This is a genomic window from Marinomonas atlantica (assembly GCF_001639725.1).
In the GTDB taxonomy this organism is placed as follows: Bacteria; Pseudomonadota; Gammaproteobacteria; order Pseudomonadales; family Marinomonadaceae; genus Marinomonas; species Marinomonas atlantica.
This window is the reverse complement of record NZ_LTAW01000006.1, coordinates 122,868-146,646: the sequence shown is the minus strand read 5'-3', so window position 1 is coordinate 146,646 and position 23,779 is coordinate 122,868. Positions and strand designations below refer to the sequence as shown.

At 43.3% G+C, this 23,779-nt stretch carries 21 protein-coding genes; 11 read left to right on the top strand and 10 right to left on the bottom strand.

The window, feature by feature from the left end:
• Positions 1 to 5: 5 nt before the first annotated feature.
• Complete coding sequence (locus AYW75_RS12395) at positions 6 to 1,202, bottom strand: amino acid aminotransferase (protein WP_067099881.1); 1,197 nt, start codon at positions 1,200 to 1,202, stop codon at positions 6 to 8.
• 272 nt (positions 1,203 to 1,474) lie between these two features.
• Here AYW75_RS12395 and AYW75_RS12390 point away from each other — a divergent pair, with 272 nt between their 5' ends.
• Both AYW75_RS12390 and trbK read left to right on the top strand, forming a co-directional pair.
• On the top strand, positions 1,475 to 2,536 hold the full coding sequence (locus AYW75_RS12390) for a methyltransferase (protein WP_231886206.1): 1,062 nt from the start codon (positions 1,475 to 1,477) through the stop codon (positions 2,534 to 2,536).
• A 175-nt stretch (positions 2,537 to 2,711) separates the two neighbouring features.
• A complete protein-coding gene (gene trbK, locus AYW75_RS12385; RefSeq protein WP_067099878.1) occupies positions 2,712 to 2,906 on the top strand; it encodes an entry exclusion lipoprotein TrbK in 195 nt (64 codons plus the stop codon).
• Between the two features lie 61 nt (positions 2,907 to 2,967).
• Here trbK and AYW75_RS12380 read toward each other — a convergent pair whose 3' ends face one another.
• Positions 2,968 to 3,726 (bottom strand): EAL domain-containing protein, encoded by a 759-nt coding sequence (locus AYW75_RS12380; RefSeq protein WP_067099876.1) that lies wholly within the window; start codon positions 3,724 to 3,726, stop codon positions 2,968 to 2,970.
• Between the two features lie 265 nt (positions 3,727 to 3,991).
• On the opposite strand from AYW75_RS12380, the gene AYW75_RS12375 reads away from it, so the two are divergent.
• The gene (locus AYW75_RS12375; RefSeq protein WP_067099875.1) at positions 3,992 to 6,373 is read left to right on the top strand and encodes an EAL domain-containing protein; all 2,382 of its coding nucleotides are present in this window, start codon (positions 3,992 to 3,994) and stop codon (positions 6,371 to 6,373) included.
• Here AYW75_RS12375 and AYW75_RS12370 read toward each other — a convergent pair.
• Positions 6,370 to 7,065 (bottom strand): pirin family protein, encoded by a 696-nt coding sequence (locus AYW75_RS12370; RefSeq protein WP_067099873.1) that lies wholly within the window; start codon positions 7,063 to 7,065, stop codon positions 6,370 to 6,372. The two genes, AYW75_RS12375 and AYW75_RS12370, sit on opposite strands and share 4 nt — an antisense overlap.
• A 122-nt stretch (positions 7,066 to 7,187) precedes the next feature.
• Here AYW75_RS12370 and AYW75_RS12365 point away from each other — a divergent pair, with 122 nt between their 5' ends.
• A complete protein-coding gene (locus tag AYW75_RS12365; protein WP_067099871.1) occupies positions 7,188 to 8,114 on the top strand; it encodes an AEC family transporter in 927 nt (308 codons plus the stop codon).
• A gap of 21 nt (positions 8,115 to 8,135) precedes the next feature.
• Here the strand turns inward: AYW75_RS12365 and AYW75_RS12360 are convergent, their stop codons facing one another.
• From AYW75_RS12360 to AYW75_RS12340, 5 genes are read right to left on the bottom strand one after another with little or no spacing between them, the layout of a single operon-like run.
• Complete coding sequence (locus AYW75_RS12360) at positions 8,136 to 9,188, bottom strand: Gfo/Idh/MocA family protein (RefSeq protein ID WP_067099869.1); 1,053 nt, start codon at positions 9,186 to 9,188, stop codon at positions 8,136 to 8,138.
• A gap of 44 nt (positions 9,189 to 9,232) precedes the next feature.
• On the bottom strand, positions 9,233 to 9,892 hold the full coding sequence (locus tag AYW75_RS12355) for a YceH family protein (RefSeq protein WP_067099867.1): 660 nt from the start codon (positions 9,890 to 9,892) through the stop codon (positions 9,233 to 9,235).
• 9 nt (positions 9,893 to 9,901) lie between these two features.
• On the bottom strand, positions 9,902 to 10,699 hold the full coding sequence (locus tag AYW75_RS12350; protein ID WP_067099866.1) for a sterol desaturase family protein: 798 nt from the start codon (positions 10,697 to 10,699) through the stop codon (positions 9,902 to 9,904).
• A 46-nt stretch (positions 10,700 to 10,745) separates the two neighbouring features.
• A complete protein-coding gene (locus AYW75_RS12345; RefSeq protein ID WP_067099864.1) occupies positions 10,746 to 11,135 on the bottom strand; it encodes a hypothetical protein in 390 nt (129 codons plus the stop codon).
• Between the two features lie 56 nt (positions 11,136 to 11,191).
• Positions 11,192 to 12,337 carry a MalY/PatB family protein gene (locus AYW75_RS12340; protein ID WP_067099862.1) on the bottom strand — a complete coding sequence of 382 codons (1,146 nt, stop codon included), beginning with the start codon at positions 12,335 to 12,337 and terminating at the stop codon, positions 11,192 to 11,194.
• 327 nt (positions 12,338 to 12,664) lie between these two features.
• Here AYW75_RS12340 and betI point away from each other — a divergent pair, with 327 nt between their 5' ends.
• The 5 genes from betI (at position 12,665) to galU (ending at position 18,203) form a co-directional block, all read left to right on the top strand.
• A complete protein-coding gene (gene betI, locus AYW75_RS12335) occupies positions 12,665 to 13,249 on the top strand; it encodes a transcriptional regulator BetI (RefSeq protein ID WP_067099860.1) in 585 nt (194 codons plus the stop codon).
• A gap of 103 nt (positions 13,250 to 13,352) precedes the next feature.
• Positions 13,353 to 14,282 (top strand): choline ABC transporter substrate-binding protein, encoded by a 930-nt coding sequence (locus AYW75_RS12330; RefSeq protein WP_067099858.1) that lies wholly within the window; start codon positions 13,353 to 13,355, stop codon positions 14,280 to 14,282.
• 85 nt (positions 14,283 to 14,367) lie between these two features.
• Positions 14,368 to 15,213, top strand: a complete 846-nt coding sequence (choW, locus tag AYW75_RS12325) for a choline ABC transporter permease subunit (protein ID WP_067099856.1) — start codon at positions 14,368 to 14,370, stop codon at positions 15,211 to 15,213.
• Positions 15,214 to 15,216: 3 nt separating this feature from the next.
• Entirely contained in the window at positions 15,217 to 16,398 is a 1,182-nt protein-coding gene (choV, locus tag AYW75_RS12320; protein ID WP_067099854.1) for a choline ABC transporter ATP-binding protein, read from the top strand.
• A 974-nt stretch (positions 16,399 to 17,372) separates the two neighbouring features.
• Positions 17,373 to 18,203 (top strand): UTP--glucose-1-phosphate uridylyltransferase GalU, encoded by an 831-nt coding sequence (galU, locus tag AYW75_RS12315; protein ID WP_067099852.1) that lies wholly within the window; start codon positions 17,373 to 17,375, stop codon positions 18,201 to 18,203.
• Between the two features lie 65 nt (positions 18,204 to 18,268).
• On the opposite strand, the gene AYW75_RS12310 is transcribed toward galU, so the two are convergent.
• Positions 18,269 to 19,060 carry an inositol monophosphatase family protein gene (locus AYW75_RS12310; RefSeq protein WP_067099850.1) on the bottom strand — a complete coding sequence of 264 codons (792 nt, stop codon included), beginning with the start codon at positions 19,058 to 19,060 and terminating at the stop codon, positions 18,269 to 18,271.
• Between the two features lie 250 nt (positions 19,061 to 19,310).
• Here AYW75_RS12310 and AYW75_RS12305 point away from each other — a divergent pair, with 250 nt between their 5' ends.
• Positions 19,311 to 20,039, top strand: coding sequence for an RNA methyltransferase (locus AYW75_RS12305; protein WP_067099848.1), 729 nt, complete (start codon positions 19,311 to 19,313; stop codon positions 20,037 to 20,039).
• A 97-nt stretch (positions 20,040 to 20,136) separates the two neighbouring features.
• On the opposite strand, the gene gndA is transcribed toward AYW75_RS12305, so the two are convergent.
• Positions 20,137 to 21,663, bottom strand: coding sequence for an NADP-dependent phosphogluconate dehydrogenase (gene gndA, locus AYW75_RS12300; RefSeq protein ID WP_067099846.1), 1,527 nt, complete (start codon positions 21,661 to 21,663; stop codon positions 20,137 to 20,139).
• 498 nt (positions 21,664 to 22,161) lie between these two features.
• Here gndA and AYW75_RS12295 point away from each other — a divergent pair, with 498 nt between their 5' ends.
• A complete protein-coding gene (locus tag AYW75_RS12295; RefSeq protein ID WP_067099844.1) occupies positions 22,162 to 23,715 on the top strand; it encodes a phosphoenolpyruvate carboxykinase in 1,554 nt (517 codons plus the stop codon).
• The last annotated feature ends 64 nt before the right edge of the window (positions 23,716 to 23,779 follow it).

The following is a 23,779-nucleotide window of genomic DNA, read 5'->3' as shown; positions in this document are numbered from 1 at the left end:
ATATCCTAGCCAACGACGCTAGCAATCGATTCGCATAAGTAGTCAATATTGCTATCACTTACGCCTGCTACACTCATACGACCAGTATCGGCGATGTAGATAGAGTAGTCTGAACGCAGTTTTCGCACTTGCTCAAGTGTTAAGCCCGAGTAAGAGAACATGCCGCGTTGTTTGGCAATAAAGCTGAAGTCTTTACTGACACCTGATGCAGCCAGTTTTTCAACAAGCTGACCACGTAAGCCATTAATGCGATTACGCATTTGCGTTACTTCTTGCTCCCAAAGAGCATGCAATTCAGGGCTATTCATAATCGTGTAAACGACTGTCGCACCGTGTGCCGGTGGCATTGAGTAGTTTGCGCGAATAGCTTGACCAATAATAGAGAAAGCGTTGCTGGCTTCTTCACTGCTTTCGGCAATTACGCTAAGACCGCCACAGCGGTCGCGATAGATACCGAAGTTCTTAGAAAATGAGTTTGCGATGAGCATATTTGGCACGCGCTCAGCCATGTGACGCAAGCCTGCCATATCTTCATCTAAACCGTCACCGAATCCTTGGTAAGCCGCATCCACCAGTGGTAATACATGACGTGTATTGACGAAATCTGTGAGTGCCTGCCAGTGCTCAATTTTAAGGTCGACCCCCGTTGGGTTATGACAGCAAGCATGCAGTAATAGCACATCGCCTTCTTTCATTTCAGCGTTCAAAAACGCCATCATGTCATCAAAGCGTACATCGTTAGTTTGTGCATCGTAGTAAGGGTAATCAATGACCTCAACACCTGCAGAATTAAAGATCGAGACATGATTACCCCATGTTGGGTCGCTAACAAATAGGCGAGCACCTTTAAGGTTTGCGCTAATAAAGTCGGCTGCAACTTTTAGAGCGCCAGTACCGCCAGGTGTTTGAGAGGACTGAATACGCTTTTGCTTAATGATGTCGCTGTCATTGCCAAGCAATAGTGTTTGAATAAGCGGAGCGAAGTTCGCATCGCCGTAAACACCTAGGTAAGACTTAGTTTCTTCGTTCGATACCATTAGTGCTTCTGCTTTCTTCACAGACTCCAAGATAGGGGTTCGACCAAAATCGTCTTTGTATACGCCCACACCTAAATCAATTTTTTTAGGGTTTGTATCTTGTTGATGCGCAACGATCAGCGCCAATAATGGGTCGCCAGGTACGGCTTTTAGGTGTTTGAACATAATGAGTGCTTTCCTTACTGGTTTCGTAAAGTTCACGTGATTAGGGACTGAAATGATTGCCATATTCTGCCCGTTTGACGCTAAAATACAATTCACTTATGTGCTAATAAATGCAAACTCTTGGTAAACTGTACAAAATATTGAACACTTCAAAATTGCTTTCTCATCCTTCCCATTATCGCGAGTTATTTCAATCGCTGGATTTATGGCTGTTTCAACATAGGCATTTATGGAATGTATCCAGTTTCCACTCCATAAATTGGCCTTGGCAGATGGCTGAGCCAAATCTGTGTAGTTGGCTAAGTCAGCAGAGAAATTGTCCAACTGAGTCCACTGTTGAACAAGCTTTATACGATCATATAAAAGGGTTTGAACCTTTTATATTTGAATGGGAGGCGTTGTCTTATGTTGATTTATCTTTGCCGCCCAACTATTTCAGCGCTGGTATTAAAGGCCGAAAATGGGAGCAGATAGCCGCTTTTTCTAACTGTATTGAGCCACTCTCTCCAGTCTTGGAGTGGTGTGCTGGAAAGGGGCATTTAGGTAAGTTGCTGGCTTATCAGCATGATGTGTCGATACACAGTGTAGAGTGGCAGGCTGAGCTCTGTGAAGCGGGCCAGAAAGAAGCAGAGCAGCGTCAATTATCGCAGCATTTCACTCAAGTAGACGTATTAAAAGGAGAGGGAAAAGCAGCGCTTAAAAGCGCGAAGAGCGCTGTTGCACTCCATGCTTGCGGCGATTTGCATACCACACTAATAGAGCAAGCGATTGAGGAGGGGCTCGCTTACTTGGCGATTTCTCCATGTTGTTATCACTTGACTCAGTATGCGCAGTATCAGCCCTTATCAAAGCTAGGGCAGCAGGCGCGGATACAGCTTAGCCAAGAGAATTTAACATTGGCTGTGAAACAAGTGTCTACCGCGGGGCGACGTGAACAACGGTTGAAAAGAATAGAGTTAGCCTATCGTTTAGGGTTTGATAGCTGGCAGCGTAAGGTAACGGAAAATGACTGTTACCTTACAATTCCATCGTGCTCTAAATCGTTATTAACTGAAGGATTTGAGGTGTTTTCGCTGTGGGCTGCAGAGCAGAAAGCACTACAAACGTATGTATCAGAGATACCTTTTGATGGTTTTGAAGCATTAGGCTATTTGCGCAGTGAACACGTGCAAAAAGTGGAAGCTGTGAGCCAATATTTTCGACGTCCTTTGGAACTGTGGTTAGTTTTAGATAGGGCACTTAAACTGCAAGAATCAGGTTATCATGTCACGATCGAAAAATTTTGTGATAAAGCATTGACGCCAAGAAACCTTTTAGTACGAGCATCACTTTAAGTTTTGAGTAAGGTTCCTTACATCCTTTTTAAACAAAAACAGTTTTCATTCATTGATTTCGACCTAGAAAGAGTGGATTATAAATAAGTGAGTGCTAAATAATATTTAGCTACGGTTTGCTTGTTTCTAAAGAGTTTTATTGTTTAAAAACGCTGTATGTGAAGGGAATGGAGCTATGAAGTATTTATATATGGCAGGCGTGTTAGCGGTTGCATTTTTAGTGATTCTATCGCCTGATTCTGAAAATGCATTTGAAGCGAATGTTGAGAATTGTAAAACAGAAAACTTACGTCAAATGACAGATGAGCACATGATGTGGCAACTGTCTGGTGAATGTCAGCGTGAAGGTATTTATAAACTAAATAGCTGATAGAACTTGTTTCGATGATTGTGTTTAAAAGCGCCTGTTTCGCTAATTGAATTCAGGCGTTTTAGTCCGGCCAGTACACATCAGCTAAAGACTCGAAAGCAGGTTTGGCGAAGTAAAAACCTTGGTATAAGGTGATGCCCATATCACGAAGAACTCGGTACTCTGCGTCTGTTTCAATCCCTTCAGCGATGATTCTTTGGCCTAACTCTGTCAACATCTTAACCATGTTTCGCACGATGATTTCACGAGCAGGATCTTTATCAATATCACGAATTAATTCCATATCAATTTTGGTTATTTGTGTCTTCAAATCCGCCAGTTGGGCTAAGCCGTTATAACCTGAACCAAAATCATCGATGGCTGTTTGAAAACCAATTTTCTCATAGTGGCTGATAATGTTAATTAGGTGCTTTTGATCGACAATGCGCTCATTTTCAGTGAACTCAAAAATAATTTTGGTTTTATCAAAGGCGTATGCTTCAGCCGCAGCCAAGGTCGTTCGAATACAAAGCTCAGGACGATAGATGGCATTGGGTAAAAAGTTGATGCTCAAATAGGAGTCCACGTTAAGCTGTGCCGCCAAGCGAATGGCTTTGACTCGGCAGCTTTGATCAAAACGATATAGATTAGTATCATTTACGTGTTTAAATACTTCTCTTGCCCCTTCCCCATTAAACCCTCGAGCGAGTGCTTCTTGCGCGAAAATAGTACGAGTTGCAACATCAACAATAGGTTGCAACGCCATGCTGAAATCAAAACCTAAATCGCAGCCTTGTGCGCATTCTTGGCAGCCTAAGTCTTTAAAATCAATCGGTTGCATTTTTTATCCCTATGTTTTAAGTCTTAAAGCATATCTTTTATGTTTTTGAATACAAGTGATGTGAAGCAAATTTTATTTATTGATTGTAACTCATGTGTCTATTTGTACGTTTAACGTTAGTAAATGTGGAATAGGGGTAGAGAGTGTTAGAAGTTCGTTCTAATCTTAGGTTTTTGAATTGAAATGTAAGTCTGTCATCTTACTGGCGTGTTTTTAGAACGCTATGCTGAGAGTCACCCAGATTTGGTGGCCTTTTGGAGTCCTTTTGATTAAAACGGTCTTGTTTTTACTTTTGTCATTGATGAGTGGCTTAGTTTTTTCGGTCAATGAAAATGTGCGTCTTCAATTAAAGCGAGAGCACAGTTTTGCATTTGCTGGTTATTACGCCGCTCAGCAACTTGGCTACTATCGCGATGCAGGCTTAGATGTGGATGTGATTCCAGGTAACGCGATTACGAATGTGTACAGTGAAGTGGCCACAGGAAAGGCGGACTATGGTGTTGGTGACAGCTCGATTCTCATCGAGCGAAGCCGTGGGCGACCATTTCAAATTCTGGCCGTAATTTTTCAACATTCGCCAATGATTTTTATTTCCAGTGATCATATTCTAAGCTTTGAAGATTGGGTGAACAAACGCGTGATGCTAGATGCTGCTTCCAATGAACTATTACTGTATCTGGAGCAGGAAGGCGTTAAGTTATATAACTTAAATTTCATGCGTCATACCCACGACGTCAAAGATCTTATCAATAACAATGTGGATATCATGAGTGCAAGTAGCATCCATGTGCCCTATTTACTGGCAAAACAAAGCATACCTTATCGCGTATTTTCGCCGCGCAGCGTAGGTATCGATTTTTCGGGTGACAATCTATTTACTTCAGACGAGGAAGTGTCGTTGCGGCCTGATCGCGTTCGAGCTTTTCGAGAAGCCAGTTTGAAGGGTTGGCAATACGCACTCAAGTACCCTGATATTGTCATTCAGTGGATTATGACCATTTATGCAAGCGACTACAGTCGGGCGCTTTTAGAGTTCGAAGCACAACAAGTTTTCGAACTTATACAACCTGATATCATTGAAATTGGTCATCTTAATGAAGCACGCTGGGCATCTGTTTTAGATATTTACGAACGACTGAATAAGTTAAATGACCCCGTTGATTTAAATGCGGTGCTGTATCGTTATGAGGCTAAGAAGAATTGGCGTGAAATAATTTTAGTGACTTCGGTCTCGATCAGTATTTTTTTAGTTTTGTTGATTATTGTGTTGTATGTATCAAAGACGAATAGGCGTTTGGATGCAGCACTTAAAGAGAGCTATGAAGCTCGTGAAGAAGTGGCTAAGCAGGCGAATCAGGACCCTCTAACGGATTTGGGTAATCGGCGTGCGTTTAAGGCTCGTTTACAGCAGATGTCTCAAGTCGCTAAACGACAAAATGAGCCGTTCGCACTGATGTATTTAGACTTAGATCACTTCAAAGACGTAAACGATCTATATGGGCATCAATGGGGAGATCACTTATTAAGGGAAGTTTCCAAACGCTTGAAGTCTTGCATGTTGGAAGGATGTGAACTTGCCCGTATTGGCGGTGACGAATTTACAATATTGATTCCTTCTTACATCACCAAAGATAACCTAGAAACTCTAGCAAAAGTCATACTGAAAGCAATTTCAATGCCGTACATACTTTATGAAGATGAAGTTTATATATCGGCGAGTATTGGGATTACGGTGGCCCCCGAAGACAGTACTAAGCCTGAGTCTTTACTGCAGTTTGCCGATGAGGCAATGTATGCTGCAAAAGAGTCCGGACGTAATCGATGCCGTTTTTTTACGTCAGACTTGTATGAAAAAGCCATTGAACGTCAGACACTCATTGCAGATATGCGACAAGCGATGGTTCGTAATGAGCTCTTTGTGATGTATCAGCCTATCTTAGATTTACACAGCCAAGAGGTCATTAAGTTTGAGGCCCTTGTAAGGTGGCAGCACCCAATACGAGGCTTGATCCCTCCGGACTATTTTATTCCGATTGCCGAAGAATCTGGATTAATTTCAGAGATTGGTGATTTCGTATTTAAAGAGTCGGTTAAAAAGCTAGCGCTTTGGCGAGCGCAATATTCACCATCCTTGATGGTCAGTGTGAATATTTCGCCGTTTCAAATCACCTCTCCAGATAATCACATTAGCCAGTGGTTTGGCTATTTACATCAAGTCGGCGTTCCTGGTGAAGCTGTGAGTTTAGAAATTACAGAAAATATGCTCATGCATCATACTCAGTCTGTGTCTGAGCAGCTGTTGGCATTTCGTGATGAGGGTATCAATGTTGCTCTAGACGATTTTGGAACAGGCTACTCTGCGCTGGCTTATTTAAATCGCCTTGATATTGATTACATTAAAATTGACCGCTCATTTGTACAGGATATGGCTCAAGAAGGTATGGAAAAGGACCTATGTGAAGCGATCATTACCATGGCTCATAAACTTAAAATTAAGGTGGTTGCAGAGGGTATCGAAACCACCGAGCAGGCTGCGATTCTACGTGAATTTGGGTGCGACTTAGGGCAAGGTTATCTATTTGCGAAACCACTCACTGATGAGCAAGTGGAAAACCTACTAACGCAACCTTCTTTTATTCAGTACTAAGGCAAATCAAATATAATGGCTTTAAATCGATTAGAGTGTTTTAAAAAGTGAATATCATTCAATTGCTCTATTTTAGCGCCGTCTCCTTGACGCAACAGTAGATCATTCTTAATTCGTGCTTGACCTTCCACAACATGAACATAGTATCGACGGCCTTTGACGGTTGGCCAATAGGCTTCTTCGGATGTCTCCAGCACCAATTGAACCAGTGACATATCCTGCTTGATTTGTAAGGTACCATGATCGCCATCTGGCGAGATAATGGCGGTAAAGCCCTCTGACTCACCAAAGCCTTTTTGCTGATAGCTTGGCTTGCCTCCAAATGAATTGGGTTGAATCCAAATTTGAAGAAATTTCAGATCTTCTGTGCGCGAAGCGTTAAACTCACTGTGGTAGATGCCTGATCCCGCAGACATTAACTGAAACTCTCCAGTAGGTAGCTCCCGAATATTGCCGGTACTGTCTTTGTGAGCAATCGTACCTTGAGTGACTAAACTGATGATTTCCATATCTTTGTGTCCATGCCTTTCAAAGCCCATGTTAGGTTCAACTGTATCGTCGTTAATGACTCTCAACGATGAAAACCCCATTTGATTTGGATCATAATAGTGACCAAAAGAGAAAGTGTGGAAACTGTTCAGCCAACCAAAATTGGCTTGGCCTCGTTCACTAGCTGGGCGCACAGTAATCATAATAGACTCCTTATCTTGAAGCTCATGAGGGCATATAGTAGTAGTCTATCTATCGAAAAAATAAATTTAAAATGCAATATTTAGAGAGATTTTATCAGTTTAATAGATGTTAAGAGGTCCTGATGGCGTTATTTGAGGCAATTTTGCCTGTTTTCTTACTGTTGGTGATGGGCGTATTACTGCAGCGTCAACGTTTTCCATTTGATGGTTTTTGGCAAGGTGTAGATAAATTAGTTTATTGGTGTTTATTCCCTGCCTTATTGTTTTCTAAAACCAGTGTGATCGATTTTTCTAACCCAATGCTGGGGCGTTACGGCCTAGTGTTGGTCAGTGCATTGCTGGTGACGGCAGCGATTATTATGCTCTTGGCCCGCCTACTACAGGTACCTAATCCAACAGCGACATCGATGCTGCAAGCGGCAGTGCGATTCAATACGTTTATCACGTTAGCATTGGCAGAAAGAGTGTATGGCGCTGAAGGTTTGGTATTTGCTGCATTAGGTGCGGCCGTATTGATTCCATCCGTAAATGTGTTTTTAGTTGTCAGTATGGTGTCTATGCATGGTCAACGTCAGCAGTCATTGATTAAGCTTATCTCGAAGGAGTTGCTTAAGAACCCACTCATTATGGCCATTGTGTTAGGGCTTGGTTTAAATGCTTTAGGGCTGACACCGATTCCTGTTGCATCAGATATGGCGCAAATGTTGGCGCAGGCCACACTTCCATTAGTTCTACTAGCAGTAGGGGCAGGGGTAAGATTAACTACGATTAAAGCCGTAGGTATGACGTTTTGGTTATCGGCATTAGGCCGTTTCTTAATCTTTCCTGGGGTGGTATTGGTGATGTGTTGGTGGCTGGGAATCAGTGGCTTGCCAGCCTACGTCGCATTGTTATTTGGCATCGTGCCAACGGCGACATCTGCTTATGCGTTAGCAAAACAATTGGGGGGGGATGCAGACCGAATGGCTGCCTTTATTACTCTGCAAACGGCCATGTCGTTGGTAACAGTGCCATTAAGCATAGCCTTAGCCCATCGTTTGTTGGGCTAAGGCTCACAAACAAAGTGACGATTAGTGTTTGTGGTGGCCATGTTCATGATGATGCTCTTCGATGTCGTGATCATGGTCACAGTCACATGGCTCTGGCTCATTTGGGTAAAAGACGCCAATATCTTCACGAATTTCGTCCATGCTCGCAAGTAAATCTAGAGTGTCCTGCCAGCTGTGATTTGGGCTTTGGTTTAATCCCTCTTCAATACAGCGGTTTACCTCTTCCACTTCGAATTGATATCCCATCCCTGGAAAGTCGAACTCTACAGAGCGCTCTGCACCGTCATGTTTTACCAAAGTGAGCGATTTAGTTTCGTACCAGTTGTTGCCAAACTCAATGTAGCCATCGCTGCCAGACAATACTGCACGATTTGGCTGTTGGCTAATGATCGATGATTCGAGCGCAGCCAGCTGGCCTGAGTCCCAGCCGAGTAGTAATTGCTCAAACACATCCACATCTGTGTCTCCAACCAATGCTTGATTCTGAATAAAATCAGGCTTACCAAAGAACAGTTGCGCCAGAAAGATAGGGTAAATACCCACATCCAATAACGCACCGCCGCCTAATTCACGATTCAGCAGTCGGTTTTCAGGGTCTTTAGAGCCAACAAAACAGAAGCTGGCTTGAATGCTTTGTAGTGGGCCAATTTCACCTTCTTCAACCCATTCAAGTGCTTGATCAATGGTCGGGTTAAAACGTGTCCACATGGCTTCCATGACAAAGACATTATGCTTTTTAGCCAGCTCAAACAGCTCAGCTGCTTGTGTTTGATTAAGAGCAAATGGCTTTTCGCACAAAACATGTTTGCCTGCTAGGATACACGCTTTGGTAAGCTCATAATGCAGGTGATTAGGCACACCGATGTAAATAACATCGACTTCATGACTATTAATCAAAGAGTAGTAATCCACCATGGACAGCTCAATGTTATAGCGCTCCGAAAATGCGTCAGCGGCCTCTTTCGAGCGCGAAGCAACGGCGCGCAGGGTACCTGTTTTAGCGTACTCAAAGTCTGCTGCAAAAGACTGCGCAATGACTCCGGTTCCGATAATTCCCCAGCGTACTTCATTCATGGGAGGCTCCTAAGTGGAATAAGTGAGTGAAAAGTAATAGTGCATTATAGTTCAGTCTGAGCTTCTAACGCAGCGAGTCGTTCGGATAAATCGGCGACAGTTTGTTCTAACGCATCTATTCTATCTTGTAAGTCACTTTGTGGCGCGTTCATTTCAAAAGAGTCTGTGGCATTAGTTTCAGTGATGTTGCTTTGACTGCAGAATAGTTCTTGGTAGCGAGCATCTCGTTTGCCTGGCTCTCTAGGTAACAGCTCAACAAAAGGACCACTAGTTTTCTCTTTAAGGCTTACTAAAGCTTGCTCTACATCTGGTACACCTTTGAACGTATGTAAGCGTCCACTTCGAGAGCGAAGTTCTCCAGGTGTTTGTGGCCCGCGTAGCAACAGCAAGCAAATGATGGCTGTTTCTCCGGCATCAAACTGTAAATCAGAAAATTCTGTGTTACAGAATCGATGTTGATACTTTGGGACACGACTGCCGTGATGAAAGATTTCTGTGACTAAGCTTCTTTCGACGAGACCATCAATGCCGTCTTGTACTTCAAAGTCGGTGTATTCCAGCACAGGATCTCGGCTGGACTTTTGATTGCAGGCATTAGTTAGCGCATTAATACTCATGGGGTAGTGATCGGGTGTAACAATGGATTTTTCGATCAGACAACCAATAATACGGGCTTCCTTAGCGCTTAATGTGTAATACGACATTTCAATCTCCTATGGCGGATTGTCCTTTTCTCTAATATTTAAGGAAAAGGGCATTTTAAGCAATTCTATAAAGGTGGCTGGAGCGTAGCGTGCGGTTTGAGGTAACCCAATGTTGAGGTGATGATCTCCAGATTGGCTATGTGCGGTATAACTTTTAAAAAAACGGTCCCAAATACTTAAACAAAAGCCGAAATTACTATTGGCTTCTTGAGGGATACGAGAGTGATGAATACGGTGCATGTCAGGGGTTACAATAAGGCTTCTTACCAAGGGCTCTAGTCTGTTACCCAAACGAACATTGGTATGGTTGAACATCGCCAAGCTGTTTAAAAGAATATCAAACACTAATATGGCGGCGGCAGAAATACCAAACAGCCAAACTGCGAGTGCTTTAATGACTAACGAAAGCGCTATTTCTAAGGGATGAAAGCGAACTGCGGACGTTGTGTCCAGCTCAGGGTCGCTGTGATGCACTCGATGCAAACACCATAACCAAGGTACATAATGGAACAAACGATGTTGCCAATAAATTAAAAGGTCTAAAAGAACAAGCGATGCGATGAAACAGAGGCTACTAGGGAGGTATTGAAGGGGGGCGAAAGCGGCAGCGGGTAAAAAAGCAATGCCAACTAGCAGCAGTGGTTGAAACAAACGAACAAGCAGGGCGTCTACAAGCAGCAGCCCTAGGTTGTGTCGCCAGCGTATTCGCCATAGGGATAAGGCTTTACGAGGCACAAAATACTGCCAGCTCAGGAGTGCTGAGACAAACAGTAGAAATAACAATATACGCAGTTGGTAATCAATCATGCCTATCCGTCATCACGGTCGATAGGGCTAGTCTACACTACTTTTATTAATGGAGTGCTTGATCTAGTTGATGTTTTCTTACCATGTCGACCTTCAACAACGCTAAAAGTTCCACTAGAACATTCAAGTTTACGTTGTCTAAATCATCAAACAAGATGCAATGATCACCAAGGTGGACGTTCTTTAAGCGTTCACAAAAGCTGGATATGTCTAAGTCGCTAGCATGGTAAAGGCTGAGATTATGTTGGTGGGGAACCAGAGCAAAAGCCCAGTCCTCCAAAAGATAAAACACTTCAAAACCTTTCTCTGAGAGTATTGTTGCAGTCGGTGCAATGGCAAAAATTAATTCACTTAGTGTGTCTAAATGCGTGCTTACTTCAAGTGATGGTGTTTGACTAAGACTTTCTAATGCGCGTTCCTTTAAGGTCGTCAACATACGAACCTCCTACATGATAAAGGTCATGGCGTACGTTGACGACTGATTTATAGAGGTTACGACACAGATTCTAAAGCAATCAAAATACGGTTCATGGCTTGTTCTAATTGTGATCTTGAACAACCAAAGTTTAGGCGAATAAAGCCCGGTGCGCCAAACCCTGATCCATCAGAAATACCAACACCCGCTTTTAAAAAGAAATTATGTGGGTCTTCAAGGTCATATTCGCGTACGTCAAGCCATGCTAAATAGGTCGCGTCATGATCTGCCATTTTGATTCGGCTGCCTTGAATCCTTTCTTGCAGATAGTCGCGATTACCTTTTAAATAGCTTAATAAGGCTTCGTGCCAAGTTTGGCCGTCCTTATAGGCGGCTTCGGCTGCAACCAAGGCTAACAAGTTTGGTGCAGGAATCAGCGCTTCACGCGCTTTTTTGAAGCGCTGTCGCAGAGTTGGGTTGGCAATAACGGCGAAGGCATAGCAAAGCCCTGCGATGTTAAACGTTTTTGATGGAGCCATTAAGATTACACTGCGTTGTGCTGCGTCTTCGTTCAAGCTAGCAAACGGGATGTGCTTCGCATCCGATAAGATTAAATCACAATGGATTTCGTCAGAAACTACTAATAAATCATGGCGTTGAGCGATTGAATGAATCGCAATCAGCTCATCCTTTGTGTAAACCGTGGCGCCAGGATTATGAGGATTACATAAAAGCAGCATCTTTGCGTCTGCTTTTTTGCATGATTCTTCCAAACTCCCCAAGTCGACAGACCAGCGATTTCCTTTGAGTACAAAAGGTATTTTGTCTAGCGATCGTTCAGACATTTCTGGTGCTTTGGTGAGGTGATAATACACTGGGCTAGGCACAATGATCCGGTCACCTTCCTCGGTTAGCGCTCTAACGCACAAATGCAGTGCACATACGAGTCCAGGTAAATGTATTAAGTGTGCAGCTGATGGTTGCCAATCATAGTGTTTTACACAGTGATCTAGAATGGCTTGGCTGAGTGATTTTGGGGCATAGGTATAGCCAAAGACTCCTTCTTGAACTCGCTTAGCTAATGCATCCTTTACGCAGCTAGGTGCATCGAAATCCATGTCAGCGATCCACATAGGAATAACGTCAGAAGAATATTTAGTCCATTTGTCACTGTTATGATTCTTTCTGTCGATAATTTCATCGAACTGAGGCTCCTGACTCATATAAACTCCTTGTGTGGTATATGGGTTATTCATCTAGTATTTAATTTCATAGTGCCATAACTCAAAGAAGTAGAAACACTAAATAGGTTGTTTATGACGTTTTTGGATAAATTGTACTGTTGAATTTCAAGCATTGCGCTGACCTTGATAAGGGTCAAGGAAAAAAGTTAAATTTTTTTTTCGGGCGCAATGCCTTGTGATTCAAGACTTAGCAGCTATTGTGCAAGCGCAACATGAACTATTTAGAGCTATTAAGGGTTGACCATTCCTGAGCAAAGTGACTACTATAGTTTTTATTAAATGGTTGTTTAACAAAAAGGGATTCAAATGCCAAAAGTTGGAATGCCAGAAATTAGAAAACCGCAACTTATTGAAGCAACCATTACAGCTATTGATAAACATGGTTTTCCTGGCGCGACGGTTAGCGTAATCAGCAAAAAGGCAGGTGTTTCACCAGCCATCATCAATCACTATTTCGGTGGGAAAGATGGTTTGCTCGAAGCTACGATGCGTAGCCTAATTAAAGAGTTTTTTGAAGTGCTGCACAGCGAGTTATACCTTACTCGTGATGGCGATATCTTCGAAAAGGCGATGGCGATTGTAAGAGCCAGTATTAGCCAATCTCAGACACGACCGCAAGTGGTTAAAACGTGGATGGGATTTTGGGCATCGGCCATGCACAAGCCAGCGTTGTATAGATTACAGAAAGTATATTCACGTCGCTTACTGAGTTGCTTGGTGGTTGTATTTCGTGAACGCTTTGAAAAAGAGCGTGCACGAGAGATTGCCTTCACGGTGGCTGCGATGATTGATGGTATGTGGCTACGCGGCTCTCTAGCCGGCGGCATAGACAATCAGCATGCAGCTGACAGAATCAATGAATACATTTCACTGGTTTTGAAGCAGCCGTAATGAGTAACCCTCCAAGGATGGGGACTTGGTAGCGTGTGAACCAATTTTTAAATTTAGAGGGGCTTTTGCTGCACTCTAACAATGTATCCATAGGAGATAGATTATGTTGAATTTGAAACACACTACACTTGCTGTATGCATCGCGGGTGCATCTACATTTGCTGCTGCGGACTGTTCTACCGTTCGTTTCTCAGATGTAGGTTGGACAGATATCACAGCCACGACTGCGATCACTTCGACAGTATTAGAAGGTTTAGGTTACTCAACTAAGACACAACTTCTATCTGTACCGGTTACGTACACGTCTCTTGCCAATGACGATATCGATGTTTTTCTAGGCAATTGGATGCCAACGATGGAAGCGGATATCGCGCCGTACCTCAAAGCGGGTACGGTTGAAGATTTAGGGCCAAACTTAACCGGTGCGAAATACACGCTAGCAGTGAGCCAAGCCGCTTATGATGGTGGCGTTAAAAGCTTTGCTGATATCGCGAAACACGCACGTGAGTTCAGCGGCCGTATTTACGGTATTGAGCCAGGCAACGATGGTAACCGCCTAATCCAAGATATGATTGACCAAAATGCTTTCGGCATGGGCGACTTCCAGCTTGTTGAGTCGAGTGAAGCTGGCATGCTTTCTCAGGTGAGTCGTAATGCTCGCCGTGATAAATGGATTGTCTTCCTAGGTTGGGAACCACATCCAATGAACGCTAACTTTGATATGGCTTATTTAGAAGGCGGCGATGACTTCTTTGGACCAAACTACGGCGGCGCTAACGTACACACCAACGTACGTAAAGGCTACCTTCAAGAGTGTCCAAACGTAGGTACGTTACTGACTAACCTTAATTTCTCTCTTCAAATGGAGAATGAGGTAATGGGTGCGATTCTGGATGATGGTGATAAACCTGAAATCGCCGCACAAAAATGGCTAAAAGCGAATCCAGCCGTATTAGATACATGGTTAGACGGTGTGCAAACAACGTCTGGTGGTGATGGCGTCGCAGCTGTAAAAAGCTCTCTGGGTCTATAACGAAGCAATTTTCGTTTAAATGATCAAGTAGACGCCGTGTTGAGCGGCGTCTACTGCTAGATGTAAGTTGTTTGGAGACCCTCATATGAATTGGCTAACAGAACACAAGCTTCCACTCGGCGATACCATGGAGACCTTTGTAAATTGGTTGATTGATGTCGCTTCTTTCTTTTTTGATTTTATTTCCGTTACTTTAGAAACCCTGATTTTTAGCATGGTGGATGGCCTAGAATGGATGAACCCATTTGCTGTCGTGGCCTGTGTGTTAGCCCTAGTTTGGTGGTTACATCGTAGTCTTGGCATCATGATATTCGTTGCCGCGTCATTTATGTTGATTATGAACCTTGGCTACTGGCAAGAAACGTTGCAAACGCTCGTCTTGGTCATTACAGCCACGACAATCAGTGTATTAGTCGGTGTACCGATTGGTATTGCGGCTGCTCACCGTCCAATGTTGTACACAGTGCTGCGTCCGATTTTGGATCTAATGCAGACGATTCCAACATTTGTGTACTTGATTCCAACCTTGATTCTATTTGGTCTAGGTTATGTCCCAGGGCTGATATCAACCATTATATTCGCCATTGCCGCGCCAATTCGTCTGACTTACCTTGGTATCAGTAAAGTGCCAAATGAACTACGCGAAGCCGGTCTAGCCTTTGGCTGCACGAAAGCAAAACTGTTGTACAAAGTTGAATTACCAGCGGCGATGCCAAGCATCATGGCCGGTGTCACGCAATGTATTATGCTGTCTTTATCTATGGTGGTCATCGCTGCATTAGTAGGCGCTGATGGTCTTGGTAAACCGGTTATACGTGCATTGAATACAGTAAACATTTCTCAAGGCTTTGAAGCAGGTGTGGCGATTGTACTAGTGGCCATCATGCTCGATCGTATCTGTAAAACACCATCTTCAAAAGCGGAGGGCTAAGTTATGCCAATGGTTCAAATTGAAAATTTAGACATCGTTTTTGGTAATCAGAAGCTTGAATCATTACGACTGCTTGATAAAGGAATGAGTCGTGCTGAAATTTTAGCGCGGACTGGTGATGTTATCGGTGTACAAGATGCTACGATTTCTGTTGAAGAGGGTGAAATTTGTGTTCTGATGGGGCTTTCCGGCTCAGGTAAATCAACCTTACTACGTGCTGTAAACGGCTTGAATAAAGTAGCCAGAGGTCGCTGCTTAGTGAAAGACGGTGAGCGTATGATTGATATGGCGAAATGTGATGAAAACACACTGCGTCATATGCGTACTAACCGAGTTTCAATGGTATTCCAAAGCTTTGCTTTAATGCCTTGGATGACCGTGCTTGAAAACGTGGCATTTGGTTTAGAGATGCAAGGCATGGGCAAAAAAGAACGCGAAGAGCGTGCCAATAAACAGCTGAAGATGGTAGGCCTTTATGACTGGCGCGATAAGAAGCCAGATGAACTCTCAGGTGGTATGCGTCAGCGAGTAGGCTTGGCTCGGGCGTTTGTTATGGATTCAGACATTTTATTAATGGATGAGCCGTTCTCTGCCTTGGACCCTCTGATTCGCTCGCAATTGCAAGATGAATTGATTGAACTGCAAAAGCGCTTAAAGAAAACCATCATTTTTGTAAGCCATGATTTGGATGAAGCTTTAAAAATCGGCTCTAAAATTGCCATTATGGAGTCCGCTCGAATCATTCAAGAAGATGTGCCTGAACAGATTGTTTTGAACCCAGCTACGGAATACGTAGAAAAGTTCGTAGCGCATACGAATCCACTCAATGTTCTTCGCGGTAATGCATTGATGACCCCACTGGATCAAGTGGCGCAGCTAGATGACTTGTATCATGTGAGTGAGCATCTTTCTCTTAATATACAAGCAGGCGTTTTAAAAGAAGCCTTGTCTCATGGTCAGAACATTGCACTCAGTAAATGGGATGACAGTATGGACATAGAGAATATGCCTGAAAATACGATCGTTGTTGTGCCAGTCGATATTTCCATGCGCGATGCGGTAGAAATTCGCTACCAGACTAAGCAACCGATCGTCTTGCAAGAGAATGGTCAGTGTGTCGGTGTGTTGGGTGATCATCAGTTCTATCATGCACTGCTTGGTAAACACTTCAGCCGAGCGTCTTAGTTATTAGCTCTATAAAATCAAAATGGTTTTGGTGAAATCAGGACAAAGAGTATCTAGCCTAATAAAGCAAACGTGACGCTTTGTTTAGCTAAATTCTGTAGGGGAAGGGGTATTTCTTTGTTTTGATGGATCCACTTATACTTTATTAGGTCCAACGTTATTTCGGTGTTAACTATATTTACTAGTACATCGAACAATCTAGCTTGTGTCACTTTGTGGGTATTTAAGGTGAAATATTTTAACTGAATTTCACGTTCTATTAACTTGAAATATTTTTGCCTTCAAAAAACTGCCCATCAATTTCTACCGAAACAATCTCACTTCATATTTTAGTCAACCCGTTGTAAAGCTAATGAACGTTATATGGCTTCACTGTTAACCAAGTCGATTTAAAGTGTATGATTATTGCTTCCTTATAGGTCAAGTAGTGATAGATTTTTGATGGCAGCATAGGCTTCCGTCTTACTAAATTACTAGGTGTTCCATAAGATTAAAATATTTTTGCTCTATTTTGGTGCGCTTGTCGCTCGAGATCGACTTATACTTTTTACGAGTTTGGTAGCATATATCTAGAGTATGTTTTTGCTTAAGGATGGATTATTAGAGCCGTTTCTCTATGGTACTTAGAGTTAGCACTATGGCATTGTTATCAATAGAGGTGCTTATAGGTTAGATAGAGAAGAGAGTATGCTCAACAATTATGGCTTTGTGGTGATGTTAAAGTCTGGCACAGTCTGTGCTTAGACTTATTGTGTACAAATTAAAGAGGAGCTTTCGAGTCGTCAGCTAATTCTCTTTGTCATAATCAACAATTTAAAATGCTTTTTCTTTGGTGATGGTATGAGTTAGATAGTCATGAGTTAAAGCATTTAATTAAGGTTATTCAAAGTGTCACTCGAACGGTGTTACTTTAATGAGGCTGGCCATGCGGTTAGATTTCGGCAGCCCATCTTTCTGTTTTATAAGGAATAATTATGATTCGTAAATGTTTGTTTCCGGTTGCGGGCTATGGTACGCGTTTCCTACCAGCAACTAAATCGATGCCAAAAGAAATGCTACCAGTCGTCAATAAGCCGCTCGTGCAGTATGGTGTAGAAGAAGCCGTTGAAGCTGGGTTGGAAAACATTACGTTTGTCACAGGTCGTGGTAAGCGTGCAATTGCCGATCATTTTGATATTAGCTATGAAGTTGAGCATCAAATTGCAGGGACAGCAAAAGAAGAGTACTTAACAGGCATAAGACATTTAATCGATACGGTAAACTTTTCTTTTATTCGTCAGCATGAGATGAAAGGCCTAGGCCATGCGATTCTTACTGGAGAGTCTTTGGTTGGTGATGAGGCTTTTGGTGTCGTATTGGCGGATGACTTATGCTTTGGTGGCGAATACGACGGCGTGATGGCGCAAATGGTTAAGCTGCATAAGCAGTTCCGTTGTTCAATCGTTGCTATTCAAGAAGTGCCAGAAGACGAGGTGCACAAGTACGGTGTGATCGCTGGTGAATCGATGAGTGAAGGCTTATTTCGCGTGACTGACATGGTTGAAAAACCAAGTAAAGAAGAGGCTCCATCGAATCTCGCGATTATTGGTCGCTATATTTTAACACCGGATATCTTTGATAAAATCCGAGAAACACCACCAGGGGCAAATGGAGAAGTGCAAATCACGGATGCGATTTTACGCCAAGCTCAAGAAGGCTGCGTTTTAGCGTATAAGTTCAAAGGTCGACGTTTTGACTGTGGTAGCGTTGATGGCTTCGTTGAAGCGACTAATTACTGTTACGAAAATATCTATAAGGCGAAATAAGCTGTGTTTATTTTACTTATAAAAAAGCCAGCTCATTGAGCTGGCTTTTTAGTGTCTAAAGGCGATTAAGCACCTAGCTGTTTATTCAAAGTTGGTAGTAGGTATTTGAACAGACGTGGGTTGGCACACAATACATGACCAGACTCATAGCTTGGAGAGCCGTCAAAACCTGAGAATAGACAGCCTGCTTCTTTAGCGATAAATAGCGGTGCTTGTACTTCCCAGTCACGTAAGTCCAGTCCCCAAGCGGCGTCTAAGCGACCCGCAGCCACGTTTGCTAGCATTAATGCAGGGCAGTCTTGCATAACCACTCGCGCACCTTTGCCAGCTATTTCTTCAAGTACTTTGAATTGGCCTGCTGCAAAAGCAATAGTAGTTTCTGTGCTAGGGAATTGAGTACCAAGCGTTGTGTTTTCAAGGGAGCGTGAAACACCTGTACGCATACGAGAATTGTTTAGGTAAGCACCACGGCCTTTACTCGCGTAGAACTCGTCACGCGTAGAAGGATTGATTAGCAGTGCATGCTCAACTTTACCCGCAACTAGGTAACTAACTGTCATTGCAAAGCCTGAAAGACTACGTGTGAACAAGTGCTGACCTTGAATTGCATCAATGACCCACTCACCTTCTTTACCTTCTTGCACTGTGCCTTGAAGGCGTGTGCTGATCGTGTCTTCAGGGTAAGCTTTCGCTAAATGATGGATGATGGTTTTTTCAGCGCCAGTACAGACATTGCTGTACACTTCTGTTGCGTTTGAGCCTTGCTCTTTATCGAACAATAGCTTTTCTTGCGCGTGGATGATGAAGTCTGCGGCAGCGCGAGCCGCTTTAAGAGCGACATTAATTCGTGGTTGCATGGGATACCAATGATTGAATCAATAGGGCAGCAACTGTCTTTTGGACAGTTCGTTGCGGTTAAAGTTTTAAAGAGCGTGAACGATGCTAAATACTGTTCGTGCAGCGTTTCTGTGGGCGCGAATTCTAGCCCAATTACTCGTACTAATCTAGTTAAATAATGGTTAAATTCTGTTCAAATGCTGGGTTGTAGTGAATTCTCTGATACCATTAAAGTCTTATTGCTCCACTGACCATTGGTATAACTTAGATATGCAGCAAAACATTAAAATTGTTCTCGTGAACACTTCTCACCCCGGTAATATTGGTGGCGCGGCACGCGCAATGAAAAATATGGGGCTCAGCGAATTGGTCTTAGTGGAACCTAAATTGTTTCCCCATGATGAAGCCTTTAGTCGGGCGTCGGGCGCGTCTGATATTTTGGACAATGCCAAGGTTGTTGCCACTTTAGAAGAAGCGTTGGCAGACTGTCAGTTAGTCATTGGTACCAGTGCTCGCGAACGTCATATCCCAGTAACGTTGGTGGATCCTCGTCAAGCGGCGGAGTTGGTCTACGGAGATACGTTAAAAACAGCGTTTGTTTTTGGCCGAGAAGACCGCGGTCTGACGAATGAAGAGCTTCAGCGTTGTCACTACCATGTTCATATCCCTTCGGTAGAAGAGTTTAGCTCCCTTAATTTAGGTGCAGCGGTTCAGGTGATAGCCTATGAACTTCGTATGAAAGCTCTGAGCTTACAAGGCGGGCCGATCGTTGAAAGCAAGTGGGACGTGCCAGCAGCGACTTCAGAACAGTTAGATTATATGCTTACGCATTTGGAGAAAGTGCTGGGAGATATCGAGTTTTTAGACCCTAAAGCCCCAAGACAAGTGATGACACGATTCCGACGCTTATATCAACGATCTCAGCTTGATCAGCAAGAAGTGGGTATGCTGCGTGGAATGTTGACTGCGGTTGAAAAGCAGTGCACTAAAAGCGATTAATCGTATGCGAAATAAGTTTTTAAGGCTGAGTTAAAGCAGAAAAAAGCCCGCTTAGTAGAAACTAAGCGGGCTTTTTGTTTGAGAGTTACATGTTTGCTTACTTAACTTTGGTCTCTGGACGACCTTCTTGCTGCCAATGAGTATGAAACTTCTCGCCAGGGGCGGCATCAATGCGCTCATAAGTGTGAGCGCCAAAGTAGTCGCGCTGAGCTTGTAATAAGTTAGCGGGGAGTACTTCTGAACGATAGCCATCAAAATACGCCAGAGCGGAATAGAAAGAAGGTGTCGGAATGCCGGATTGAGCAGCCAGTACAACAGCATCACGTAATCCTTTTTGCTTTTCTGCCATCGCATCCGCGAAATAGCCATCTAGCAATAAGTTTTCAAGGTCGTGATTCTTTTCAAATGCATCGGCAATCTTTTGAAGGAAGGATGCGCGAATGATGCAGCCACCACGCCAGATCTTAGCGATACCGGTGAAGTTGAGTGTCCAGTCGTACTCTGTTTGTGCTGCACGCATGATTTGGAAGCCTTGTGCGTAAGCACAAATTTTTGCGCAGTACAGAGCATTTTCAATCGCTTCTTCTACCGCTTCAGCGTCAATCTCAGACGTTTCGACATCGGCGATTAAGAAGCCCGCTGCTTTTTCACGTTCAGCAGTTAGTGTGCTTAACGCTCGCGCATACACTGATTCGCTAATAATGCCGGCGGGAACGCCCATTTGCGTTGCGCTAATCGATGTCCAGCGACCTGTGCCTTTTTGACCGGCACTGTCTAGGATCATATCGACAAGTGGGGCGCCTGTTTTCTCATCATACTGTTGCAAAATGTCGGCAGATATTTCGACAAGGTAGCTATTAAGGATGCCTTGGTTCCATTTCTCAAACAGTTTACCGATTTCAGCAGGCTCATAGCCTAAAAGTGAGCGTAGCAAATGGTAAGCTTCACAAATAAGCTGCATATCGGCATATTCGATACCGTTGTGAACCATTTTTACGAAGTGGCCAGCACCATTTGGCCCAAGATAAGCGGTACATGGTTCGCCTTCTTTCACTGGCTGTCCTGGTGTGCGTGATTCAATTGGTTTACCGTTCTCATCAACTTTGGCTGCAACAGCTTCCCACATTGGTTGTAGGTATTTCCATGAGTCCGCGTCGCCGCCAGGCATTAAAGAAGGACCAAATCGAGCACCTACTTCGCCACCTGATACGGCCGTACCAAAAAATTTGAATTTGTCTTTGTAATCACTTTCTCGGCGAATGGTGTCTGTCCACTGGCTGTTGCCACAGTCAACAACAATGTCTTCAGGGCTTAGGCCTGCATCTATTAAACTTTGGCAAACTGCATCAACAGGATCACCCGCAGGAACCAACACTACGATGACTCGTGGACTCACTAGCATATCGAGCATTTGCTTAATGTTGTCACAACCAATGATTCTCGCTTCATCGATGGAGTTCGGACGTTCTTTTGCTTCAGTGTTTAAAACGTCGTTCACTTTATCTGTGTCGAGATCAAAACCCGCAACGCGATAACCGTGGTCAGCCAGATTTAGGGCTAAGTTTTTGCCCATTACTCCTAGGCCAACGAATCCGATGTCGCAGCTCTGATTCACGTTTTGCATAGCTTTAGGTCTACCTTTGTTTCGAACGGGGAAGGTTAGAAAGAATCCTACCATGAACTGGGGCTATCCAGCCGACTGATGGGCAGGTTAAAAGTTGAATTATTGTGGAAGTTAATAATTATGGCGGGCATTTTAGCCGAGAATAAGCGCAATTTCGAGTAATAATGACGAAATAGTGGTTACTTCTAAAAAAGCATAAAAATATGGGGCTTGTGGTTATACGCTATCAATAAGCGTAATAAAAAAACGCTACTGTAATTTTTTTTCATAAATATAGGTTTTTTACAGTATGTACAATATTCGGAATCAACAGTTTTCTCTATTAAGTTGTTATTAATCAATTGCTTGTGCGTAATTCGTTAAAGGTTTTCTGAAATAAAATAACACTTTGTTATATCAATATTTTTTTTTAGATTGATTTGTTACTATAGATTTAACCCCAAATAATAATTTTAAAAAACATAATGTAACCGTTTTGTTCCAGAGGACTTTAGCAAGATGAACAACAGAACTAACGACCAAATGATTCTGCGTAATTTGAATACTGCACAGCTCGTTGAAAATGCGCTTGTAGATGGTGAAGGTGTTCTGGCAGATACCGGCGCGCTGGTAGTCGAGACAGGTGCTCGTACCGGTCGTTCTCCAATGGATCGCTTTATAGTAGAAGAAGATACAACAAAAGAAACGATCCACTGGGGAGCCGTTAACCGCCCATTTCCTGAAGAAAAGTTTGCACCTTTATGGGATCGTGTTGAGGCGTATTTAAACGCTAAGAAATCCTACCTATCTGATGTTCATGTAGGGGCGGGTGATGATTACTACATTCCAGTTCAAATGCGTACAGAAACAGCTTGGCAGCATTTGTTTGGTCGTAACTTGTTTATTAACCCAGAATCATACAACCCATCTGATAAGGGCGAATGGCAAATCTTGAACGTACCAACGTTTGAATGCCAGCCTGAGCGCGATGGTACGAATTCTGATGGTTGTGTCATTCTTAACTTTAAAGAGCGTAAAGTTCTAATCGCTGGCATGCGCTATGCCGGAGAAATGAAGAAAGCAATGTTCTCGGTTCAGAACTACCTATTGCCTGCTCACGATGTGTTGCCAATGCACTGTGCGGCGAACGTTGGCTCTGATGGCGATGTGACACTATTTTTCGGCCTGTCTGGTACGGGTAAAACGACATTGTCTGCTGATGAATCACGTTTCCTTATTGGTGATGATGAGCATGGTTGGGGTGTAGGTACGGTTTTCAATATTGAAGGCGGCTGTTACGCGAAAACGATCGACCTTTCAGAGAAAAATGAACCCGTTATCTGGAAAGCGATCAAGTTTGGAACGATTCTAGAAAACGTTGTGATGAATGAGTCTCGTGAGGCTGATTACTCAGATACTTCACTTACCCAAAATGGCCGTGCTGGTTACCCACTGACAAGTGTCGATAAGCGCTCTGAGCATAACCGCGCAGGTGAACCAAATGCGGTAATTTTCCTAACATGTGATTTAACAGGTGTGTTACCTCCAGTATCTGTACTAAGCAAGCAAGCGGCAGCGTACCACTTCCTAAGTGGTTACACAGCGTTAGTAGGCTCAACGGAAATGGGCGCAGGTAGTGGTATCAAGTCAACGTTTTCAACGTGCTTTGGTGCGCCATTCTTCCCTCGTTCAGCAGATGTTTATGCAGACCTTTTGATGAAACGTATTGAGCAATTCGGCAGTAAAGTATACCTAGTAAATACAGGTTGGACTGGTGGCGCTCACGGTAAAGGCGGTAAGCGATTCAGTATTCCTACAACGCGTGCAGTGATTGCTGCGATCCAGTCAGGTGCTTTAGTCGATGTGGAAACAAAGCATCTAGATCAGTTGAATGTTGATATTCCAACACATGTTGAAGGTGTAGATTCTGTATTGTTGAACCCTCGCGACACTTGGGAAGACAAAGCGTCTTATGATGAGCATGCAAAAGGCCTTATCTCTCAGTTCGTTGAAAACTTTAAGAAGTTTGAGACGGTATCAGAAGAGATCATAAACGCAGGTCCAAAATTGTAAAATCTCATCTTACTTTAGCTTTACGAAAAAGCCGCGCTATCTGCGCGGCTTTTTTACAATCCTA

Coding starts and splice junctions, on each gene's coding strand:
- AYW75_RS12395 (WP_067099881.1), bottom strand. CDS start 1,202: ATGTTCAAACACCTAAAAGCCGTACCTGGCGACCCATTATTGGCGCTG.
- AYW75_RS12390 (WP_231886206.1), top strand. CDS start 1,475: ATGGCTGAGCCAAATCTGTGTAGTTGGCTAAGTCAGCAGAGAAATTGT.
- trbK (WP_067099878.1), top strand. CDS start 2,712: ATGAAGTATTTATATATGGCAGGCGTGTTAGCGGTTGCATTTTTAGTG.
- AYW75_RS12380 (WP_067099876.1), bottom strand. CDS start 3,726: ATGCAACCGATTGATTTTAAAGACTTAGGCTGCCAAGAATGCGCACAA.
- AYW75_RS12370 (WP_067099873.1), bottom strand. CDS start 7,065: ATGATTACTGTGCGCCCAGCTAGTGAACGAGGCCAAGCCAATTTTGGT.
- AYW75_RS12365 (WP_067099871.1), top strand. CDS start 7,188: ATGGCGTTATTTGAGGCAATTTTGCCTGTTTTCTTACTGTTGGTGATG.
- AYW75_RS12360 (WP_067099869.1), bottom strand. CDS start 9,188: ATGAATGAAGTACGCTGGGGAATTATCGGAACCGGAGTCATTGCGCAG.
- AYW75_RS12355 (WP_067099867.1), bottom strand. CDS start 9,892: ATGTCGTATTACACATTAAGCGCTAAGGAAGCCCGTATTATTGGTTGT.
- AYW75_RS12350 (WP_067099866.1), bottom strand. CDS start 10,699: ATGATTGATTACCAACTGCGTATATTGTTATTTCTACTGTTTGTCTCA.
- AYW75_RS12345 (WP_067099864.1), bottom strand. CDS start 11,135: ATGTTGACGACCTTAAAGGAACGCGCATTAGAAAGTCTTAGTCAAACA.
- AYW75_RS12340 (WP_067099862.1), bottom strand. CDS start 12,337: ATGAGTCAGGAGCCTCAGTTCGATGAAATTATCGACAGAAAGAATCAT.
- betI (WP_067099860.1), top strand. CDS start 12,665: ATGCCAAAAGTTGGAATGCCAGAAATTAGAAAACCGCAACTTATTGAA.
- AYW75_RS12330 (WP_067099858.1), top strand. CDS start 13,353: ATGTTGAATTTGAAACACACTACACTTGCTGTATGCATCGCGGGTGCA.
- choW (WP_067099856.1), top strand. CDS start 14,368: ATGAATTGGCTAACAGAACACAAGCTTCCACTCGGCGATACCATGGAG.
- choV (WP_067099854.1), top strand. CDS start 15,217: ATGCCAATGGTTCAAATTGAAAATTTAGACATCGTTTTTGGTAATCAG.
- galU (WP_067099852.1), top strand. CDS start 17,373: ATGATTCGTAAATGTTTGTTTCCGGTTGCGGGCTATGGTACGCGTTTC.
- AYW75_RS12310 (WP_067099850.1), bottom strand. CDS start 19,060: ATGCAACCACGAATTAATGTCGCTCTTAAAGCGGCTCGCGCTGCCGCA.
- AYW75_RS12305 (WP_067099848.1), top strand. CDS start 19,311: ATGCAGCAAAACATTAAAATTGTTCTCGTGAACACTTCTCACCCCGGT.
- gndA (WP_067099846.1), bottom strand. CDS start 21,663: ATGCAAAACGTGAATCAGAGCTGCGACATCGGATTCGTTGGCCTAGGA.
- AYW75_RS12295 (WP_067099844.1), top strand. CDS start 22,162: ATGAACAACAGAACTAACGACCAAATGATTCTGCGTAATTTGAATACT.